At 38.9% G+C, this 18,053-nt stretch carries 13 protein-coding genes and 1 riboswitch; of the genes, 11 read left to right on the top strand and 2 right to left on the bottom strand.

Annotated features, from left to right (window positions below; all coding sequences use genetic code 11):
- The first annotated feature begins 14 nt into the window (after positions 1–14).
- Positions 15–1,373, top strand: a complete 1,359-nt coding sequence (gene mgtE, locus ACOZ9X_RS11195) for a magnesium transporter (RefSeq protein ID WP_423418180.1) — start codon at positions 15–17, stop codon at positions 1,371–1,373.
- Positions 1,374–1,517: 144 nt separating this feature from the next.
- A complete protein-coding gene (locus ACOZ9X_RS11190) occupies positions 1,518–2,345 on the top strand; it encodes a GNAT family N-acetyltransferase (RefSeq protein WP_423418179.1) in 828 nt (275 codons plus the stop codon).
- A gap of 317 nt (positions 2,346–2,662) precedes the next feature.
- On the opposite strand, the gene ACOZ9X_RS11185 is transcribed toward ACOZ9X_RS11190, so the two are convergent.
- Together ACOZ9X_RS11185 and ACOZ9X_RS11180 are read right to left on the bottom strand one after the other, a co-directional pair.
- Positions 2,663–4,279, bottom strand: a complete 1,617-nt coding sequence (locus tag ACOZ9X_RS11185; protein WP_423418178.1) for an MDR family MFS transporter — start codon at positions 4,277–4,279, stop codon at positions 2,663–2,665.
- A 70-nt stretch (positions 4,280–4,349) separates the two neighbouring features.
- Positions 4,350–4,787, bottom strand: a complete 438-nt coding sequence (locus tag ACOZ9X_RS11180; RefSeq protein WP_231607465.1) for a MarR family winged helix-turn-helix transcriptional regulator — start codon at positions 4,785–4,787, stop codon at positions 4,350–4,352.
- Between the two features lie 272 nt (positions 4,788–5,059).
- On the opposite strand from ACOZ9X_RS11180, the gene ACOZ9X_RS11175 reads away from it, so the two are divergent.
- From ACOZ9X_RS11175 to addA, 9 genes are all read left to right on the top strand, one after another.
- Positions 5,060–5,716 (top strand): N-acetylmuramoyl-L-alanine amidase, encoded by a 657-nt coding sequence (locus ACOZ9X_RS11175; protein WP_423418177.1) that lies wholly within the window; start codon positions 5,060–5,062, stop codon positions 5,714–5,716.
- 186 nt (positions 5,717–5,902) lie between these two features.
- Entirely contained in the window at positions 5,903–6,736 is an 834-nt protein-coding gene (locus ACOZ9X_RS11170) for an STAS domain-containing protein (protein WP_423418176.1), read from the top strand.
- 95 nt (positions 6,737–6,831) lie between these two features.
- On the top strand, positions 6,832–7,041 hold the full coding sequence (locus tag ACOZ9X_RS11165; protein WP_423418175.1) for a hypothetical protein: 210 nt from the start codon (positions 6,832–6,834) through the stop codon (positions 7,039–7,041).
- Between the two features lie 16 nt (positions 7,042–7,057).
- Positions 7,058–7,417 carry a hypothetical protein gene (locus tag ACOZ9X_RS11160; RefSeq protein ID WP_423418174.1) on the top strand — a complete coding sequence of 120 codons (360 nt, stop codon included), beginning with the start codon at positions 7,058–7,060 and terminating at the stop codon, positions 7,415–7,417.
- Between the two features lie 107 nt (positions 7,418–7,524).
- Positions 7,525–8,178: a serine/threonine protein kinase gene (locus ACOZ9X_RS11155; protein ID WP_423418173.1), complete on the top strand. Its 654-nt coding sequence runs from the start codon at positions 7,525–7,527 to the stop codon at positions 8,176–8,178.
- A 78-nt stretch (positions 8,179–8,256) separates the two neighbouring features.
- Positions 8,257–8,345, top strand: a riboswitch (cyclic di-GMP riboswitch).
- Positions 8,346–8,531: 186 nt separating this feature from the next.
- Positions 8,532–9,482, top strand: coding sequence for a GGDEF domain-containing protein (locus tag ACOZ9X_RS11150; RefSeq protein WP_423418172.1), 951 nt, complete (start codon positions 8,532–8,534; stop codon positions 9,480–9,482).
- Positions 9,483–9,551: 69 nt separating this feature from the next.
- Positions 9,552–10,625: a GGDEF domain-containing protein gene (locus ACOZ9X_RS11145; protein WP_423418171.1), complete on the top strand. Its 1,074-nt coding sequence runs from the start codon at positions 9,552–9,554 to the stop codon at positions 10,623–10,625.
- A 185-nt stretch (positions 10,626–10,810) separates the two neighbouring features.
- The gene (addB, locus tag ACOZ9X_RS11140; protein ID WP_423418170.1) at positions 10,811–14,314 is read left to right on the top strand and encodes a helicase-exonuclease AddAB subunit AddB; all 3,504 of its coding nucleotides are present in this window, start codon (positions 10,811–10,813) and stop codon (positions 14,312–14,314) included.
- Complete coding sequence (gene addA, locus ACOZ9X_RS11135; RefSeq protein WP_423418169.1) at positions 14,311–18,048, top strand: helicase-exonuclease AddAB subunit AddA; 3,738 nt, start codon at positions 14,311–14,313, stop codon at positions 18,046–18,048. Before addB ends, addA begins: the two co-directional genes overlap by 4 nt.
- Positions 18,049–18,053 lie beyond the last annotated feature (5 nt).

Raw genomic sequence — 18,053 nt, 5'->3', positions numbered from 1 at the left:
GGAGGTGACGTTCCTTGTTTAAAGAGATGTCAGAGAATCAGATATTATTATATGTCATAAAAAACTTAAAAGAGTTACGAAAAAAAGAATTTCAGCTTTTAATCGATGAACTTCACCCGTATGATATCGCAAATGTTTATAAAAATTTGCCGGATAAGCACAGACATAAGTTTGTTACCTTTTTAACCACAAGACAGATTGCTTCCTTGATTCAAGAGCTAGAAAGTGATCTTCAGATGGAAATTCTGAACAAACTTGGCATTGAGCGCTCATCTCACATCATGAATTTAATGGAGAATGATGACTTAGCGGACCTTCTCGGTAACTTGGATGTTAACGAGATCCAAGATTTTCTGTCTTCCATGAAAGCAGATGAATCCAAAACGGTTCAAAGCCTTATGCAATATGATTCAGATACTGCTGGTGGTATTATGACCAACCGGTTCGTATGGATTCCGCAAGTTTATACCGTTAGAGATGCGGTTGAAAAGCTAAAAACATTCGCAGGTTTTGCAGAGAATATTTATTACTTATATGTAATTGATGATGATAGAAAGCTTGTTGGTGTAGTCTCTTATCGTGATCTGTTATTAGCAGAGATGGATGAGAAGATTGAGGAAATCATGTACAGCAGGGTTATCTCCGTACCCGCAGAGACAGACCAAGAAGAAGTAGCACGTACGATTGAACGCTACGACTTTATAGCTGTCCCTGTAACGGATGAACATGATCGCTTGATCGGGATTGTTACAGTCGATGATGTGCTAGATGTATTGATTGAAGAAGCTAATGAAGACATCGAAAAGTTATCGGCAACAGGTAAATCCATTGATTTTCAGACCAGTGCCCTTGTAGCTTCCTATAGAAGACTGCCTTGGCTTATTTTACTTCTGTTTATTGGGATTTTATCCGGTAGTATAATAAGTACGTTTGAAGGAACGATTGAACGCGCGGTTGCACTTACGTACTTTATGCCAATGATTGCTGGTATGACAGGGAATACGGGCACACAATCTCTTGCAGTAGTTGTTCGTGGACTTGTATCACATGACATCGATCGGCCGACCATTGTGAAATTAATATTCCGAGAATTTGGTGTTGGGTTTATTATAGGAATTACATGCGGAATCCTAATATCAATCGTGGCTTTCTTATGGAAAGGTAATCTAATATTGGGGCTTGTTGTAGGTAGTTCCTTATTCTTTACATTGATAATTGGTACGCTTGCCGGAACACTTATTCCGTTATTACTATATAGATTTAAGATTGACCCAGCGGTAGCATCGGGACCTCTTATCACCACATTGAATGATATTTTTTCACTCTTGGTATACTTTGGTACAGCAACAATGTTTTTGTCTCATCTTCTATAAAAAAATAGTAGTGAAGTCAAGTCGTATTAAAACAAATAGTGTATGAATGAAAAATCAGTCTTCTGACTGGTTTTTTATTTTAAAAAAGTGTTGCATTTTTCCAATTCGCGGATACAATTAAACAAAATAAGGAGGAGTATAGAGATGATAGTTAAGATGAATCAAACGTGGCATGAAAAAGTTATGGACTATTTGAGTGCAGAACCTGCGCTAAACTTATTCATTATCGCTGATATTGAGAATTTTGGTTATGATACAGATTCTCAAGACATCTGGGCAGATGTTGAAGAGAACGGAGCGATCACTGGCATCCTTCTTCGTTATAAAGGAAACTACCTTCCTTATGCAAATGGGAAGATTAATGCAAAAGCTTTTTCAGAGATTATCAATCAAGATAAAAGTTATGAGATGCTTTCAGGTAAAAAGGAAATCACGGAACAGTTTACTCCTTATTTACAGTTTGAGCGAACAAAAGAGCTATATTTTGCTGAACTTAAAGATGCATCATCAATAAAGAAAAATATATCAAGAGAAAGCATCTTACAAGCAGAGCTTAAAGATGTTGGTAGCCTCATGGAATTAAAATATATGATCAAAGAATTTTCAATTGGAAAAACAGCTAAAGAAAGCTTGGAGCAAGCATTGTCGACCAAAACTGGACGCACTTATTTTATAAGAGAAGAGGATACCATTGTTTCTTGTGCATCTTCTACGGCAGAAAATTCATTGTCAGCGATGATTGTCGGCGTTTGTTCACACCCTGAAAAAAGAAACAAAGGGTATGCTTCACTCTGTATGGAAGCACTGTGCTACGATATTTTAGCTGAAGGGAAAACGCTCTGTCTTTTCTATGATAATCCTAAAGCAGGGTCGATATATAAGCGTTTAGGCTTTAAAGATATTGGATTTTGGAGTATGAACTATTCAGTTCAAACAGCTGAAAAACAAAACCAACAAGAAGAAGTGATATAAGGATTAAAACTAGTAAAGCCTGATAAAAAAGCTCCTTTCTAAAAGATTGCTGCTTTTAAGGCGGTTTCTTTTTTCTTCTTCGGGCAAGTTGATTGTAGCGTAAGGTTGCCGACTCCTATGGGACGAGCGGTCAGGTGGAGACTCCTAATGGCGCAAAGCGGCAGGAGGCTCACCGCACGCCCCATGGAAAGCGTGCAACCTGAAGCGGAAATCAACTACTTTCAGGAAACAACAAATTTACGAAAATAGCTTAACAAAATAATAAAAAGACGGTAGAGTCGATTTCTTTCGATTCCGCCGTCTTTCTCTTATGATAACTAACCAAGCTTTCGTTCTGCAGCTTGTTCATGTGAAGTATTCTTTTCTTCATTAGAAGTTCTTAGTGGAATTTCTTTTAAGAAGAAGAATGTGAGTATGAATGCTGTGCCAATAACGATTGCACCAGTTAAGAAAACACCGTTTAATGCATAACTCAAAGACTCACGCAGTATACCAAGTACTTGTTTAATAACGTTTAAAGATTCAGGTGGTAAAGCACTGAATTTTTCTATAACAGCTTCTTGGTTCAGCAACACTTGAGGGTTTGCGAGCTCTTTAATCTGCTCACCCATCTCAGGTGTAACACTAGGAGAAGACGCGACTAGCTTTTGAGATTCTTTATTAAAGTGGTCTGCTAGAGAGTTATTCATCACACTCCCCATAATTGAAACACCAATCGTACCACCAAGCTGTCTGAACAGTTGAACAGAAGAGGTCGCAACACCTAAATACTTATGCTCAACCGCGTTCTGTACAGTTAAGGTGAAGATCGGAAATGCGATTCCAAGTCCTGACCCAACGAGAATCATATTAAAGATTGCTGTCGTATTAGTCGTTTGCGTATCCATAAAATGCATACTCGTCATTCCACTTACCATAATGAACAATCCAAGCATAGCTAATTTCTTGTATTTTCCTGTTTTCGTAATGATCTGTCCGCTTATCGTGCTTCCTGCGACCATAGCAAGTGTTAATGGCATCATGACAAAGCCGGATTTTGTAGCAGATGTTCCCATTACTCCTTGTATAAAGAAAGGCATATACATGATCGATCCAAACATACCTGCTCCTAAAAAGAACCCGATGATGTTAGACACGGTGAACACTTTATTTTTGAACATATCAAGCGGTAGCACAGGACTTGATACACGCTTTTCTGTTAGCACAAACAAAAAGAAAGCTACGATGGTTACAGCAAACAGTCCGATGATCTCTGGAGATGCCCAATCATATTGATTTCCTGCCCAAGTGAATGAAAGGAGAAGAGGAACCATTGTTAACGTTAGTAACAATGAACCCGTGTAATCGATGGATTCCTTCTCTTTTCTTTGAACAGAAGGAAATAAAAAGTATATAGCGGCAAAAGCGACAAGGCCAAAGGGAAGAAAGATCCAGAATACCCAATGCCAATGAAAGTGATCGACGATGTATCCTCCTAATGTAGGGCCAAACACGCTTGCTAAACCGAAAACACTGCTCATGATCCCTTGCCATCTACCACGTTCGCGAGGCGGGAATAAATCACCAACTGCTGTGAAAGCGGTCGACATGATCATACCTCCACCAAAACCTTGAACCCCTCTATATAAGATGAGTTCAAAGATACTTTCGGAAATGCCGCATAAAAGTGACCCTGCAGTAAACACACCGATTCCTAAAAGGATAAATGGCTTTCTTCCGTAAATGTCTGATAGTTTTCCAACTAATATCGCTGTGATACTTGAAGTGAGCATGAAAATCGTGAAAACCCAGCTGTAGTATTCTATTCCTCCAAGATCAGCAATGATTTTTGGTAAAGACGTACCAACAATGGTTTGGTTTAACGCTGCAAAAAGCATAGCAGACATGATGGAAAGCATGATAATTACTTTCCGCCGCATTTCTAGATGTTCCATGCATCACCCTCCTATTCATGTTGTAAATATTTCACAATGTGAATTATTTTCGAAAAGGAAAACTGCTCAACTAATCAAGCAGTTTTATTGAAGAATCTATCATTCGCTTTATATCTTCATCTGTTAATGCGGCAAACTTTTTTTCCAGGTAGTTATTCTTAATGTTATCCATTTTTCGTGCGATTTCTCTACCATCTTCAGTAATTTCCAAATAGACGATCCGACGGTCTGAATCTGATCGTACACGCTGAATGTAGTTTTTGCCAACAAGCCGATCCGTAACGGCGGTAATATGGCTTGATGAAACTTTTAATTCATTAGCGATTTCGGAAGCCATTAAAGGACTTTGAATAAATAAAGTCTGAAGAACAGCAAACTCATTGCTTGGAATATAATCTGAGTACACTTCGTTTAAACCTTTTCTTAACGTGCGAAAAAGTCTGCGTAAGCTCATTTCCAATTCACGCTCTAACTCATTTCTTAATGGGGTTTGTTCTCTATTTTCCATTTTAACACCCTTGCTTTTTGTTTCTTCTTCTACTAGTATATGATAATTTATATTTAATAAGAAAGAAAGTAAAAGGTTTGGGGAGAAACGGATTATGAAAAATTCAACGTTATTTTTTGTGCTATTAGGTTTTGGATTTTTAATCGGAGCAGCGTATTGGGTTTGGGCGATTACAACACAATCACAACCAGGTGGAATGTAAAGAAGGGCCGTAATGGCTCTTTTTTTGTGAAATTATACACTTCTATTTTGAATAAATGGGAGGTGTAGGTATGAAAGAAAAATTTCAGATTACAAATCAATTTTTAAAGAAAGAATGGAAGCAGCGTCCAGGAGGTAATCGTATACCGCGTTTTGCGGTTGCGCACGACACTGGGAATCCCGACTCAACGGCCCAACAGAACTATGAATATTTCAACAGCAGACAACTAGAGGCTTCTGCGCACGTATTCATAGATGATAAACAGATATTGATGATCATTCCATTGCATGAAAAAGCTTGGCACGTTCGCTCTAACGTATCAGATGCGAACGAATGGGGAATTGGTGTTGAGTTATGCTATGGGACTTCCATAGATTTTAACAAAGCTTACAGCCGTTATGTTTGGTTTTTTGCCTATTTATGTGACATGTACCAATGGGATCCGGCCCGGAACATAAAAGGTCACTTTCAACTGGACCCTAAAAGAAGGACAGATCCTTTAAATTGTTTTCACCAATATGGTAAGACATTTCCATTTTTCATTGAAAATGTAAAATATGAGTTAAAAAAGTTTGTTGTTCATCAGAATGAGTTTAACGAGCTTGTTACTGCAGAAGGAAAACTTTATAAAGTGCAAATTGGAGCATTCACATCTAGAGAAAATGCCGAGAACCTTTCTCGAAAGGCTAAATCTGCAGGATTTGCTGTCCATATCGATTACTCTTAAAAACAATATATGGGAAAAGAGCCTTGAGAGATGTTGAATGTGAATTCTAGGTCGCTCGGCTTTCCGAGGGGCAGGCGATTAGTAGCTCCATTTTTTTTGGGGAGAATAGGTTTTAAGTACACAAATTAATGGTAAATAAGTTGGAGGTATGCCATTTTTTGTGTATATAGGGGGAAGCATTAGAACATGGAGCAACAATTGAGGGCATTAGGTAAAAAGATTATTGAGCAAAAATATGATCTATCAAAGAAAATTGATGAGGTGCGTGTATCACTTGGTGAGCATCCGACAGAGCAAACGGAATTTGTGTTAAACCTACGTGGAGAACTATTTTCATACTTTGGACAAGCTCTTTATGAAGATAAGAAAACATCACAAGAGCATTTTATTAACTGGGGAAGACAAAATGGCGAGCTTGCTGTTCAGCATGAAGTTCCGTTGGACAAAGCGTTGAGCAGTACCAGATACTATAGAATGGTGCTTTGGGATTTCATACGTAACGAAATTAGCAATGAAAAATTCAGCGTTGAAACCGTTTTGAAAGCTGCCTCTATCATCGACCCATTTCTAGATGAAACGGTCCATGCTTTTAGCGTAGCTTATGTTGAAAATAATAATCGTGTACTTGGATTGGCTAGAGAGGCGATTGAAGAGTTGTCTGTTCCCGTTGTAAGGCTGACAAGAGCGGTTGCGATTCTTCCGCTTGTAGGAACGATCGATACGCATCGCTCTAAGTTAATTATGGAAACTTCTCTTCAAAAATGCATGGAATTACAGATTGAACATCTATTTATCGATCTATCTGGTGTAGCCGTGATTGATACGATGGTCGCTCATAATTTATTTAAGGTAATAAATTCTCTTAAGCTTTTAGGTGTAAATGTAACCTTAAGCGGGATGCGTCCTGAGCTTGCTCAGACTGTCGTTTCGCTAGGAATCAGTTTCGAAGGATTCTCTATCGCTGGAAATTTGTATCAGGAGCTTGAAGCAATGGGAATTCGCCCTCAAAAAAGTAAATAAAGCTCAAATACTTGCCTACGTATAAAGGCAGGTATTTTTTTCTAGTATAAAAAGAACGTTTGTTCGCATATAATATAAAAAAAGGAGGTTGCTTCATGACTAACTTATTAATGAGATGCATACAAGAACGAGTTGGAATCGAAATGATCTACCTCTCACAAAAAGGTGACATCTCTCACCGTTTTGTAATTCCGTACTCTTTTGATGGTCATATAATCAAAGGTTATTGTTCAGCAAAAAAACAGATTCGAAGTTTTCATATAAGAAACATACTATCAGTACATTCGCGTTTTTTGTCTTCTTAAGATTGGAGGGATCGTCGTGCAATATGGAAGCGAAGAAGAGCGTTCGCTTATTGAAAAATTTGTGATGTATCCGATTTTACTTACCGTTTTTAATCGGGATCTACAAATTATTAACGGCTCTCCTTTTAAACTGAGACAGCCATATGTTGCACTAGTGGAGCAAATTATGAATCAAATCAGCAAAGATCTATATGATGTAAGGATTGAACTGAGAAAACGAAGAATTAAAGTAATGGATGCACAACGCGAGGATGATATTACAGAATATGAGATCTTTATTCGAGGTTATCGTGAAATTATGAGATTTCCGAACATTCATCTGAAAAATAAAGCCGAGACACTTATGCTCTTTTATCTTAAAGTAAACCTTGAATAATGGATAAAGCGTGCAAGTTTCATTTTCTACAACATCTGTATACAATGAACGTATCGCATAAACATAAGATGATGATAATAGGATTAGAATTTGAATTGAGGATCGTTATGGAACACTTTATCCAGCTAGCCAGACAATTAAACAATGAGATTATGATTGAAAGCCGCAGCCCATTTGATCCGGTGTGTCCAGTGAATACTCCATACCCTTGGAAGATGTTGGGCTGTGGAAACTATGCTGCCGTTTTTTCTCATCCTGCTCATCCTGATTATGTAGTAAAGATCTATGGCAGAGATGAGCACGGGTTATTAGAAGAAAAGAAAGTGTATGATCGACTAGGCAAACACCCTGGATTCTCTGTTTGCTATCATTCGGAACAGCGTTTTTTAATTTTAAAACGCATTGAAGGAATGACTCTATATGACTGCGTGCATAAAGGGATAAAGATCCATGAGAATGTCATATACGACATTGACGAAGCTGTGAGGCATGCGAGAGACAAAGGGTTGTTTCCTAATGATGTACATGGGAAAAATGTGATGATATCTAATAACAGAGGAATTATTGTAGACGTTTCTGATTTTAGTCGATACGAAACGTGCAGGAAATGGAAAGATCTGCGCAAGGCTTATTTCACCATCTATAAGAAATCTCTGTATCACTTCCCAATTAAGATTCCTTATTTTGTTTTGAATGGAGTAAGGATGGGGTATAGGTACTACAGGAAGTTAAAAATATCCAAAAAGGAAGGTCTAAAATAATAGGTCTAATGAATCATTAAAATCATTGGCGCAAATTTCCTTAGTAGGATATAATAACTATAAATCAATAGAAACCTTTGTTATTAAGGGCAAACCAGTTGAAAAGCTGGGACGCAAAGCTATGGGCCTAAAGTATGGTGAACATGCAATGGCAGCCGGTTGCCAAAGGGAAACGGACTTGGTTTAGACACAGGTGCTTCTATGAAGTTTATTTCTGAAGAGTGAAGTTTTTCACACTTTAGATATCAAGCACTCATAGAGGTTAAACGTATCTAAACATAAATGGAAGCCATTCCCTTTATTAGGTGATGGCTTTTTGTATGTAATTTTTGAGGAATTTGAGGGGTTGTAGAATGGAAAATTTCCAACTAGACTTACGTGCACTCAAAAAAAACTTGTTGCCAGAATTTATGAAGTCTATTCCCGCTATGATACATACACACAAAGAGCATCTAAGAAAAAATGAAGACTTTCATACGTTTCTAAACGGTTTTGTTGAGCAATATGAAAAGGTATTAGAGAAATTTTTACGTGGAATCGTGCATGCTATATTTTTAGAAAAAGAGCGATTCGAGTCCTTTTTAAAACAAGGAGAGCAAAAAGCATTTTCATCAGGTATTCATTTTTTAAGACATCAACGAATTCCTCATCAAGCATTAGCCTGTTTTACAACGAGTATTAGTGAATCTGTTTTACTTGAAGCAAAAAAAGCAACGCTAAACGAGCCATTAGTCATACAGCTATTTATGTTAGATCGTTGGAATCGAATTTCTCATCGAGCTGTAACAGGCTTCCTAAGCGGTTTCTCCTCTCAACAATTCAAAGACCTTAAGGAGATTAGCATTCGCGATCCGCTAACAAATCTATACAATCGCCGATACTTTTATGATTGTTTAGAAAAAGAGCTTACAAAAGCACACAGACTTAAACTTCCTCTTACGCTTGTCATGTTTGATATCAATAATTTCAAATGTATCAATGATGAGCTAGGACATCACGCAGGTGATGAAATTCTTCAGCAGATCGCTGAACTTTCTAAACGATTAAAATTGTTCTCCGGATTTAGGTTTGGCGGAGATGAATTTGTTTTTCTGTTGCCAGGGATCACTGAGGATGAAGCATACATCTTAATCGAAAAGTTAGAGAGCCAGCTTATCGTTTGGAATGAATCGATTTCATTAGCATATGGTGCCATAGAACTGCTTGCAGATGCATGCGAGAACATCGATTACTATCTTCAGCTTGCGGATGAGCGGATGTATACCAATAAAAGAGCAAGAAGTGAGAAAAAATCATTCATTTGAACAAAATGAATAAAGGGCCTTTCTGCTATTTGAAATAGCAGATCGTAAAATGCAAAGGAAGATGACTGCATGAAAGATTCATTTACGATTACTGAACACCGTTCTGAAACAATATCTTCTTTACTTCGTTGGTTCTTCTTAATATTTTGTGTACCTGTTTTTTATTATCAACCTATTTCAAGTGTGCTGAAATATGAAACGGATACCTTTCCGATTCTTTTCATAATTGGGATCCTATATATGACATCCACACAAATTGTATTGCACCAATTGCCTGAGACCTCTCTGTACTACCGTGTTTTCACTAGAGGTGGAATCGTTTTTGATTGCATCGCTTATGCTTGGCTGATGCAGCTAACTGGCGGAGCTGATAGCCCGTTTGTTTCCGTAGGTTATTTAATCGTTATTCATGCCGCCCTGTATTGGAGATTAAGGGGGGCCCTTATAGTAGGAACGGCGAGTTTTGTCATCCTCTCTTACTTTTTCATTAGAGATATCGGGTATATGAACACGCTTTCTTCCTTTGAATTTTTAATGAAAAGCATCTTTTTATGGTTGATCGCTTTTTACGGAGGTGTGATTGCCTCTAAAGAAAGACAACATTATCTTGAGAAGAATATGTATCAGCTTCAATCTGAACAAGACTATTTAACGGGTCTCTTGAATCATCGGAAATTTCAAGAAGATGTTTTGGAAAGCACAAAACAAAATAAGCCCTTTACACTTGTTTTATGTGATATTGATCGTTTTAAACGGTTCAACGATCAGCATGGTCATTTGATTGGTGATGAAGTGCTGAAGCTTGTTGGTTCAACGTTTAAACGCTTCATATCTGTAAAAGAGGGAGAAGCGTATCGTTACGGCGGAGAAGAGTTTGCCTGGATTCTCCATACAACATGTAGAACAGAAGTGGAAAATACGATTGAAACGATTAATAAGCATTTAGAAACATTTCCTTATATGTCAGATGATAGAGCTTTACCTGTAACACTTAGCTATGGAATTGCAAGTTATGTAGAAGGCGAAAAACCTTCACAGATCATCCAAAGAGCAGATGTGCTCTTATATGAAGCAAAGGCAGCGGGAGGAAATACGTTTAAACTAGATACGGTCAGAGTGAAGGGAAATCAGCTAACGATGTAGCGGTTTCCTTTTTTCTTTCTCTATGGTTACTAACGTGTTATGGGAGGTAAAGATTCGTTTTCAAGAACTATCCTATAACTACCAGGAGGAAGTGGTTGTTTTTCAGGGTAGGAGCCTTTGATGTCCTAATAGATTATGAGATAATAGAGTTAGAATTCAAAGTGCGGAACAGGGGATGAACAAAAATGAGTTTGCAATTTATTTTGGGACGATCCGGCAGCGGAAAGTCCCACTCTGTATTTAAGGAGATTCAAAAAGAACTTACAGACCGTCCTTCAGGCAATCCGATCATCTATCTTGTACCAGATCAAATGACCTTTCAATCAGAGTATAAGCTAGCCACGTCGCCAGGATTATCAGGAATGATGCGTGCGCAAGTATTTAGTTTCTCAAGGCTTGCTTGGCGTATTCTTGGCGAGACCGGTGGTTTAACAAGAATGCACATTACATCTACCGGAATAAGAATGATGCTGCGGAAAATCGTCGAGCACAAAAAAGAAGATCTTAAAATCTTTCGAAAGGCTTCTGAACAAAGTGGTTTTTACGAATTGCTTGAGTTGATGACTACAGAACTTAAACGATATTGTATTTCTGCAGAAGATCTTTCGTGGAATGCTGATACATTGCTTTCTATTGGACAAAAAGAAAATAATAAAAAAGTGCTTCAAGATAAATTATCAGATCTAAGTGTTATTTCGAGTTCCTTGGATGAAGCACTAATTGGGAAGTATGTAGATTCAGAAGATTACCTTCGTCTGCTCCAAGCTAAGATTCCTTTTTCTGAAAGCATTAAGGAAAGTGAAATTTACATAGATGGATTTCATTCTTTTACCCCCCAAGAATTAGAAGTTGCGGCGGGATTACTAGCTCATGCCAAGAAAGTGACCATTGCACTTACGACCGATGAATTCTTAACTTCGGAATCTGAGCCTCATGAGCTAGATTTGTTTTATATGACTAAAAAGACTGTACAGTCATTAACAGCACAAGCAAAAGAACTGGGTGTTTTCGTGGAGGAACCGATCTATCTTCATGAGAAGCCAAAGTTTAATTCAAGTGCCATCGCTCACATCGAGGATCAGTATGATCGAAGACCGGCCATCCCGTCAGCCAAACATGAAGGTGTTGGAGTAGCGGCGGCAGTAAATATTCGATCAGAAGTTGAGGGAGCAGCAAGAAAAATTATTGAGCTTGTTCGTGACCAAGGTTATCGATATCGCGATATCGCTGTAACAGTACGAAATTCGGGTAGTTATCAGACACTGATTGAAACGGTATTCACAGATTATGAGATACCTGTTTTTCTTGATCAAAAAAAATCTATGCTTCACCATCCACTGATTGAGTTAATTCGTTCATCGTTAGATATTGTACTAAAAAATTGGCGCTATGAGTCTGTGTTTCGAGCTGTTAAAACTGACATGCTCTATCCGCTTGATGAGATAAGAAAAACGACATCTGAGATGAGACGTTGTATGGATGAACTTGAGAACTATGTTTTAGCACTTGGTATCCAAGGAAAAAGATGGACAGATCCAAAACCTTGGAAATATAAAAGATTTAGAGGGTTCGAATCAGAAGATTTTGGAAAGACAACCCGAGACGATGAAAAAGAACAGCTGATTAATGACATGCGGGATATGATTGTATCCCCATTGAGTCGTCTATCTAAAAATCTATCAAACAGCAAAAGTATCGTCCAATATTGTAAAAGTCTTTATCAGTATCTTGAAGATCTCAATGTGCCGATGAAGCTGGAACGCTTGAGAATTCATGCGGAAACAGCAGGGAAACTACGAGCAGCATCTGAACATGGTCAAGTTTGGAATGCGGTGTTAGGTCTTCTCGATGAGATGGTAGAGTTGACTGGCGAGGAAGAACTTTCAAAAGAGACGTGGATGCAAATGCTTGAAACAGGACTTGAAAGCCTTAAGTTCGCTCTTGTTCCTCCTTCTCTAGATCAAGTATTAGTAGGGACGATGGAAAGGTCTCGTTTCACGGATGTAAAAGTGAATTTTGTTCTCGGTGTAAACGATGGAATCATTCCGCTAAAACCAAAAGACGATGGATTACTTTCAGAAGACGAGAGAGAAACCCTTGATAGAAACGGTGTTGTGCTTGCACCGACTGCTCGCAGAAAGTTGCTAGATGAGCAGTTTATGATCTATCTGGCGTTAACGAATGCTAGTGACCATTTGTTTGTTTCGTATGCGTTAGCAGACGAGGAAGGTAAAACGATGCAGCCTTCTATGGTCATACAGCGGTTGCACGACCTTTTCCCAAATTTAAAAGAAGAACTATATCAAAACGAACCTGCTTTACAAAATGATATAGACTTTGTGCAACATCCGATAAAAAGTGTCTCTTTTTTAAGTGCACAGCTTAGAGAATGGAAAAAAGGCTATCCGATCTCTTCCGTTTGGTGGGATGTATACAATTGGGTGATCAAAGACAACGTGTATGATTTCTATGCAAAGCGTGCTCTGTCTTCTCTGTTCTATTTTAATCGAGAAACACCTCTCAGTTCATCTGTATCAAGAGACCTTTATGGCGATAAGATCTTAACGAGCATCTCAAGGATGGAGCTCTTTCAGTCATGTCCATTCTCTCAGTTCATGTCGTACGGACTAAAGCTAAAAGAACGGCAAATGTACAAGCTTGAAGCCCCTGATATCGGACAGCTTTTTCATGCTGCTTTAAAACAGATGAATGATTCACTTCAGCAAAGAAGCGTAGCTTGGAGTGATCTTTCAAAGGGAGATTGTTATCGTTTAGCAGGAGACATTGTTGAATTATTGGCACCACAGCTTCAGCATGAGATTCTGTTAAGTTCCAACAGACATCTCTATATTAAGAAGAAGTTAAAAGAAGTAGTCGGAAAAGCTTCGCACATACTAAGTCAGCATGCAAAGGCGAGTGGTTTCACACCAGCAGGCCTTGAACTAGCATTCGCTTCTGGTGCAACATTGCCGCCATTAACCTATAAATTGCCGAATGGCACGACGATGGAAGTGATCGGACGTATCGATCGTGTTGATACAGCCAAAAGTTCTAAAGGACTTCTGATGCGCGTGATCGATTATAAATCCAGCTCAACAGGACTTAACTTAGCAGAGTTATATCATGGCATTGCTCTTCAGATGCTGACTTATCTAGATGTTGCGGTCACACATTCAGAAAGCTGGCTAGGTGAAGAGTCCGTTCCAGCAGGCGTTCTGTATTTCCATGTTCACAACCCGCTTTTAAATCAAAAGAAACTGCTAAGTGTGGAAGAAATCGAAAAAGAAGTGTTAAAGAAGTTTAAGATGAAAGGTTTGGTCCTTGCTGAGGAAGAAGCCGTTCAACTTATGGACAGTACGATGGAAAAGCGTTCTTCTATCATTCCTGTCGCTCTAACCCAAAAAGGATTTCATAAGTCACATTCCGCTATCGCCTCAAGAGAGCAGTTTAACACGATGCGTAATCATGCACGAAAGATGGCTGTAACGAGCGGAGAAGGGATTACAAACGGAGTAATTGATATCTCCCCATATGAGATGAAGAAAAAAACACCATGTACGTTCTGTTCATATAAGCCTGTTTGTCAGTTTGATCAAACACTTGAAGAGAATCAATATCGTCAACTTCGTTCAGAAAAAGATGATGTTATTCTAGAAAAAATGCATGAGGAAGGAGGAAATGTGATTTGAATACTTTAATCCCAAAACCAGAAGGTGCAACATGGACGGACGAACAGTGGCAAGCTATTCAGGCTAGAGGAGAAAATGTTCTCGTTGCTGCAGCAGCTGGATCGGGTAAAACAGCTGTCCTTGTAGAACGCATCATCACGATGATACGTGAAAAGGTTGCGGATGTGGACCGTTTGCTTATCGTTACATTCACAAATGCTGCCGCTGCTGAAATGAGAAAAAGAATAGGAGAAGCAATCGATAAAGAACTGTCTTTAAATCCTTCATCTCTCCACTTAAGAAGGCAGCTTAACTTATTAAACAAAGCATCGATCTCTACTCTTCATTCTTTTTGTATTGAGGTGCTTCGCAAACACTATTATGAAACAGACCTCGATCCAGGTTTTCGTGTGGCAGAAGAGACAGAAGCGGAACTTATTCGTCAAGAAGTGATAGAGGATCTATTTGAAGAAGAGTACAGCAAGGGAGAAGACCATATTTTTTACCAAGTGGTCGATGCTTATAGTTCTGACCGAAATGATATAGAACTTCAAAAACTGATCTTATCGCTCTATGATTTTGCTCGAAGTCACCCTGATCCGAACGGCTGGCTAGACCAGATGGCAGGAACGTACCAGGTGCAAGCGGCAACCATTGACGATCTTCCTTGGACGAAAGAGCTTCTGATCGATATATCGCTACAGATAGAAGGGCTTCGATCTTTGGCATTAAGAGCGATAGAGCTGAGCGAGCTTTCAGGTGGACCTCTTGCATACGCAGAAACACTTCAAGAAGATCTTGTCTTTATTGAACGATTACTTCGTGCAAAGAATAGCTGGAGTGAACTTTATGAGGAATTTCAATCATATGAGCCTTCGAAATTAAAAGCCATTCGTGGGAAAGATGTAGATGAAGAACTGAAAAATAAAGTAAAAGCTATGAGAGACAACATTAAAAAACGGACGGGTGCATTAAAAGAAGAATATTTTGAAAGGCATCCTGATTCGTATATCGTTCATATTGAAGAGATGGCTCCTGTTGTTAAAGAACTCGCTTCCTTAGTAAAAAAGTTTGGAGAACGCTATCTTGAAGCGAAGCAAGAAAAGTCTCTTGTTGATTTTGGTGATCTTGAACATTTTTGTCTAGGAATATTAAAAGGGGAAGGGTCAACGATGGATGAGCCGGTTCCATCTAATGCTGCATTAGAGTACCGCGAAAGATTTGTAGAGGTACTAGTTGACGAGTATCAAGATACGAATTTTGTCCAAGAATCCATAGTTCGTTTAGTATCAAAAGATGGAGAAGCAGGAAACATGTTCATGGTAGGTGATGTGAAGCAATCCATCTACCGATTCAGACTAGCAGAACCACTTCTTTTTCTAACGAAGTACAAACAGTTCACGAAAGAAGGCGGCAACGGTTTACGCATTGACCTTGCAATAAACTTTAGAAGCCGAAATGGAATCTTGCAAGCTACAAACTATTTGTTCAGACAGATCATGAACGAAACAGTAGGGGAAATTGAGTACAACGATGATGCTGAATTAAAGCTAGGTGCCACTTATTATCCTGAGCAAGAGGGAAATGAACCAGAACTTCTTCTTATTAATAAAAGTCAGCCTGTAACAGATGAAGAAGGTCTTGAAAACGGAGAAGTAGAAAAGTCGGAGCTTGAGACCATTCAGTTAGAAGCAAGAGTTATAGCCGAAAAAATAAAACAGATCGTAGGGACAAAAGGAAATTCTCCTCATCTCGTACTTGATAAACATACGAAAAAATTACGGCCTGCAAAATACAAAGACATCGTTATGTTGTTTCGGGCAACCTCTGTTTGGGCACCGGTCATACTAGAAGAGTTTAAGCAGCAAGGGATACCTGCTTATGCTGAACTTTCAACTGGCTATTTTGATGCGACGGAGATTCATGTCATGATGTCACTCTTAAAAGTGATCGATAATCCACTGCAAGACATACCGCTTGCGGCCGTCCTTCGTTCGCCACTTGTCGGAATGACAGGTGAAGAACTGGCAGTGATCAGATTGAAACAAAAACAAGATAATTATTTGAAAGCCGTAGAACTCTATCGTGCTGAAGGAGAAAACGCTCGGATTCAAGAGAAAGTTTCTACGTTTTTAGATCAGCTGGAAAAGTGGCGTCATCAAGCGCGTCAAGGATCTCTTTCTGATCTGATCTGGGAGATTTACCGAGAAACCGGATATTTTGATTATGTAGGCGGATTAACCGGTGGCAAACAACGACAAGCCAACCTAAGAGCTTTATATGATCGTGCGAAAATGTATGAAAGTACATCTTTTAGAGGTCTTTTCCGTTTTCTTCGTTTTATTGAAAGAATGCAGGAGCGGGGAAAAGATCTAGGAGCTGCCAGAGCTTTAGGTGAACAAGAAGATGTTGTTCGTGTTATGACGATTCATAAAAGTAAAGGCTTAGAGTTTCCAATTGTATTCGTTGGGGGCATCAACAAACAGTTCAATACAAGAGATCTGAACGAAAAAGTTCTTCTTCATAAAGAACTTGGACTCGGAACTCAATATATAAATCCAGAGTACCGAATTGCCTATCCGACACTGCCGAAGCTTGCGATCGCCGGAAGAAAGAAAATGGAATTGATCGCAGAAGAGATGCGAGTACTATATGTTGCTCTTACACGTGCAAAAGAAAAACTGTACTTAGTAGGCACAGTCAATGACATTGAAAAATCTGTGGATTCATGGAGTGATTCTCTTTATGAAGAAAACTGGATTCTACCAGACTTTGAAAGAGCTGGTGTAAAGAGTTATCTTGATTGGATCGGAAGAGCAGTCATCCGCCATAAGAATGCTGAACCTCTTTTATCGCTGCTAGGAACAGGCGAGAGCGGAAGAGGTGAAGTCTATATCGATGAAACAGATTGGAAGATTGCCGTTCTTCCGGCGAGTCAATATGAAGAGTTAGAAGTGGAAGAAAAAGAAAAACAAGAAGAGTTGCTGAAACAGTTAGAGAACTATGAAAGAGTGAATCTTGCTTCAGATGACTTTGATGAAGTCAAACGTCGACTTGGATGGCGATATTCGAATGAAAACTCGACATACACCCGTTCCAAACAGTCTGTTACAGAGATAAAAAAACAATATCAAGCAGATGAATACAGTTCTACAGAATTAGTAAAAGCCGCCCAACAAGTTATACACGAGCGGCCAAAATTTATGCAAGAAGAGCAGTTGAATGCAGCTGAAGTGGGTACTGCTATGCATATGGTGATGCAGCATGTTGATTTTAATAAACCTGGCACACTAGAATCTCTCGAAAATCAGCTTGCAGAAATGGAAACGAAAGAGTTGCTTACAAGAGAACAAGTTCAATATATCCAGCTTCCACAGATCCAGAAGTTTATGGAAGGACCACTAGGCGAGAGAATCAAAGAGAAGAATCTGAAAAGAGAAATTCCGTTTAGTATGGCGCTCCCGATCTCAGAGATTCAAAGAGAGTGGAACGGTGAAGATGAACATGTTCTAGTTCAAGGTGTTATTGACTGTCTGATCGAGGAGGAAGACGGATATATATTGATTGACTATAAGACAGACAGAATTACGAACCGCTTTACAAACGGCTTTACAGGAGCAAAGGATATCCTGTACAAACGTTACGAGTTACAGCTGAATTTGTACGCAAAAGCCATTGAAAGAATATTAAAGAAGCCTGTTAAAGAAAGTTATCTTTACTTTTTTGATGGTGGACACATTCTTCAAGTGAAATAAGGAGG

This window comes from Fictibacillus nanhaiensis (assembly GCF_049537595.1).
GTDB lineage: Bacteria > Bacillota > Bacilli > Bacillales > Fictibacillaceae > Fictibacillus > Fictibacillus nanhaiensis_F.
This window is presented reverse-complemented; position numbering and strand designations above follow the sequence as displayed.

Coding starts and splice junctions, on each gene's coding strand:
- ACOZ9X_RS11165 (WP_423418175.1), top strand. CDS start 6,832: ATGACTAACTTATTAATGAGATGCATACAAGAACGAGTTGGAATCGAA.
- ACOZ9X_RS11180 (WP_231607465.1), bottom strand. CDS start 4,787: ATGGAAAATAGAGAACAAACCCCATTAAGAAATGAGTTAGAGCGTGAA.
- ACOZ9X_RS11150 (WP_423418172.1), top strand. CDS start 8,532: ATGGAAAATTTCCAACTAGACTTACGTGCACTCAAAAAAAACTTGTTG.
- ACOZ9X_RS11145 (WP_423418171.1), top strand. CDS start 9,552: ATGAAAGATTCATTTACGATTACTGAACACCGTTCTGAAACAATATCT.
- ACOZ9X_RS11170 (WP_423418176.1), top strand. CDS start 5,903: ATGGAGCAACAATTGAGGGCATTAGGTAAAAAGATTATTGAGCAAAAA.
- ACOZ9X_RS11155 (WP_423418173.1), top strand. CDS start 7,525: ATGGAACACTTTATCCAGCTAGCCAGACAATTAAACAATGAGATTATG.
- ACOZ9X_RS11190 (WP_423418179.1), top strand. CDS start 1,518: ATGATAGTTAAGATGAATCAAACGTGGCATGAAAAAGTTATGGACTAT.
- addB (WP_423418170.1), top strand. CDS start 10,811: ATGAGTTTGCAATTTATTTTGGGACGATCCGGCAGCGGAAAGTCCCAC.
- ACOZ9X_RS11185 (WP_423418178.1), bottom strand. CDS start 4,279: ATGGAACATCTAGAAATGCGGCGGAAAGTAATTATCATGCTTTCCATC.
- ACOZ9X_RS11175 (WP_423418177.1), top strand. CDS start 5,060: ATGAAAGAAAAATTTCAGATTACAAATCAATTTTTAAAGAAAGAATGG.